The organism is Halapricum sp. CBA1109, assembly GCF_009741825.1.
Classification (GTDB): Archaea; Halobacteriota; Halobacteria; order Halobacteriales; family Haloarculaceae; genus Halapricum.
This window is the reverse complement of record NZ_WPCA01000245.1, coordinates 1-1,846: the sequence shown is the minus strand read 5'-3', so window position 1 is coordinate 1,846 and position 1,846 is coordinate 1. Positions and strand designations below refer to the sequence as shown.

Sequence of the window (1,846 nt, the reverse complement as noted above, 5' to 3'; positions counted from 1 at the left end):
CGACGTCGCCCTCGTCGACCGCGGCGGCCTCTCCAGCGGAACGTCGAGTCGCTCTCACGGCCTGTTGCACAGCGGCGCGCGCTACGCAGAGGCCGACCCCGCCGGAGCAGAGGAGTGCATCGCCGAGAACCGCGTCCTCCGGGATATCGCCGGGGAGTGCATTCGGGACACGAGCGGCCTGTTCGTCCAGTTGGCGTCGGACGACCCCGAGTATTTCGAGGAGAAGCGCGAGGCCTGCGAGTCGGTCGGCATCCCCACCGAGATCCACGACGCCGAAACCGTCGCGGAGATGGTTCCCGAGGTGACCGACGACGTCGTTCGGGCGTTCGAAGTACCGGACGCGGTGATCTACCCCTCGCGGTTGGTCGCGGCCAACGCCGCCGACGCGCGGGACAACGGCGCGAGTATCCACACCCACACACCGGTCGAGGACATCACCGTGGCCGACGGCCGCGTCGACAGCGTCGAACTCGGCGGTGAGGTCGGGGAGACGGTCAGCCCCGAGTACGTCGTCAACGCGGCCGGTGCGTGGGCCGGCGAGATAGCCGATATGGCTGAGTTGGGCGTCTCGATGCGGCCGACCCGCGGCGTGATGGTCTCCGTCGAGTACGACCGTCTCGGGCCGGTCCTCAACCGTTGTCGGAGCCCCGACGACGGCGACATCGTCGTTCCCCACGAGTCGGAAGTCGTCCTCGGGACGACAAGTGTCGCCGTTGAGGACCCCGACGAGTACGAACAACCGGAGTGGGAGATAGACCGCACGACCGAGGAGTGTGCGGCGATGCTCCCGGCCGTCGCGGACGCGCCCGTCGTCCGGTCGTGGTGGGGCGTCAGACCGCTGTACGCTCCAGACGAGGACGAACGCGGCGGCCGCGGCATCTCCCGGGACTTCGTCCAGTTAGACCACGCTCGGGACGGCGTCGACAACGCGCTCACTATCGTCGGGGGAAAGCTGACGACCTACCGGCAGATGGCCGCCTCGGCGGCGGATATGGTCTGTGACCGCCTCGGCGTCGACGCCGACTGTTCGACCGCCGACCGGACGCTCCCGGGCGTCGAGGACCCGGCCGAACTGGACGCGTTCGTCGCTGAGTTCGACAGCCGCGGCCCGACCGACGAGGACGTCGTCGCCCGATAAAAAAGCGACCGCGACTCAGTTCTCGACGACGTCGGCACCGGGAGCGTTGCGCTTGACGCTCTCGATGCCGTCCTGTGCGGCCGTACGCTCACTGTAGCCCTCGCCGCCGTCGGCGATGAGGTTGCCGTTGCGGTGGCGCAGGCGCCAGCGCCACTGTTCGGCGGCGTCCTCGTACACCTCGAAGGCGGCGAAGCCGACGTCGAGGGCGTCGGCGTCGGGCGCGTACTCCTGTATCCGCTCGACGGCCTCTTCGGCCGCCCCGCGGTCGGTGTAGCCCTCGCCGCTGGTGGCGATGACCTCGTTGTTCGCGGCCGTCAGCCGCCAGCGGTACTCCCCGCGGTTGTCCTCGTACACCTCGAAGCGGTCGTCGTCGAGGGTGTCACGGACCGTCTCGACCGCTCGCTTGGCGTCGCGCCGGCGGGTGTACCCCTCGCTGGCCGCCGCGAGGATGTTCCCGTTCTTGTGGACCAGTCGGAACCGCCACTCGCCGGCCGCGTCGCGGTATATCTCGAAGGAGGTGGGGTCGAACTGGAGATACGACGCCGGGTCGGCGTTGCGCTTGACGCTCTCGATGCCCTTCCGGGCGTTCTACTTGCTGGCGTAGCCCTCGCCGCCGTCGGCGATGACGTTCCCGTTGTCGTGGACGAGTCGCCAGCGGTACTGTCCGCCCTCGTCCCTCCGTACAGTTCGAACTCGGCGTCGTGTCCG

4 protein-coding genes are annotated in these 1,846 nt (G+C 69.1%); 2 read left to right on the top strand and 2 right to left on the bottom strand.

What is annotated here, in order from left to right:
- A partial coding sequence (locus GJ629_RS15670; RefSeq protein ID WP_157513836.1) for an FAD-dependent oxidoreductase occupies positions 1-1,138 on the top strand: 1,138 nt, incomplete at its 5' end.
- Positions 1,139-1,153: 15 nt separating this feature from the next.
- Here the strand turns inward: GJ629_RS15670 and GJ629_RS15665 are convergent.
- Positions 1,154-1,588, bottom strand: a complete 435-nt coding sequence (locus tag GJ629_RS15665; protein WP_370515939.1) for an HVO_2922 family protein — start codon at positions 1,586-1,588, stop codon at positions 1,154-1,156.
- Here GJ629_RS15665 and GJ629_RS17375 point away from each other — a divergent pair.
- Complete coding sequence (locus GJ629_RS17375) at positions 1,515-1,742, top strand: hypothetical protein (protein ID WP_231754682.1); 228 nt, start codon at positions 1,515-1,517, stop codon at positions 1,740-1,742. The genes GJ629_RS15665 and GJ629_RS17375 overlap by 74 nt on opposite strands.
- Here GJ629_RS17375 and GJ629_RS15660 read toward each other — a convergent pair.
- Positions 1,727-1,846, bottom strand: a 120-nt coding sequence (locus tag GJ629_RS15660) for a YegP family protein (protein ID WP_370515938.1), incomplete at its 5' end; no start/stop codon positions are given. The two genes, GJ629_RS17375 and GJ629_RS15660, sit on opposite strands and share 16 nt — an antisense overlap.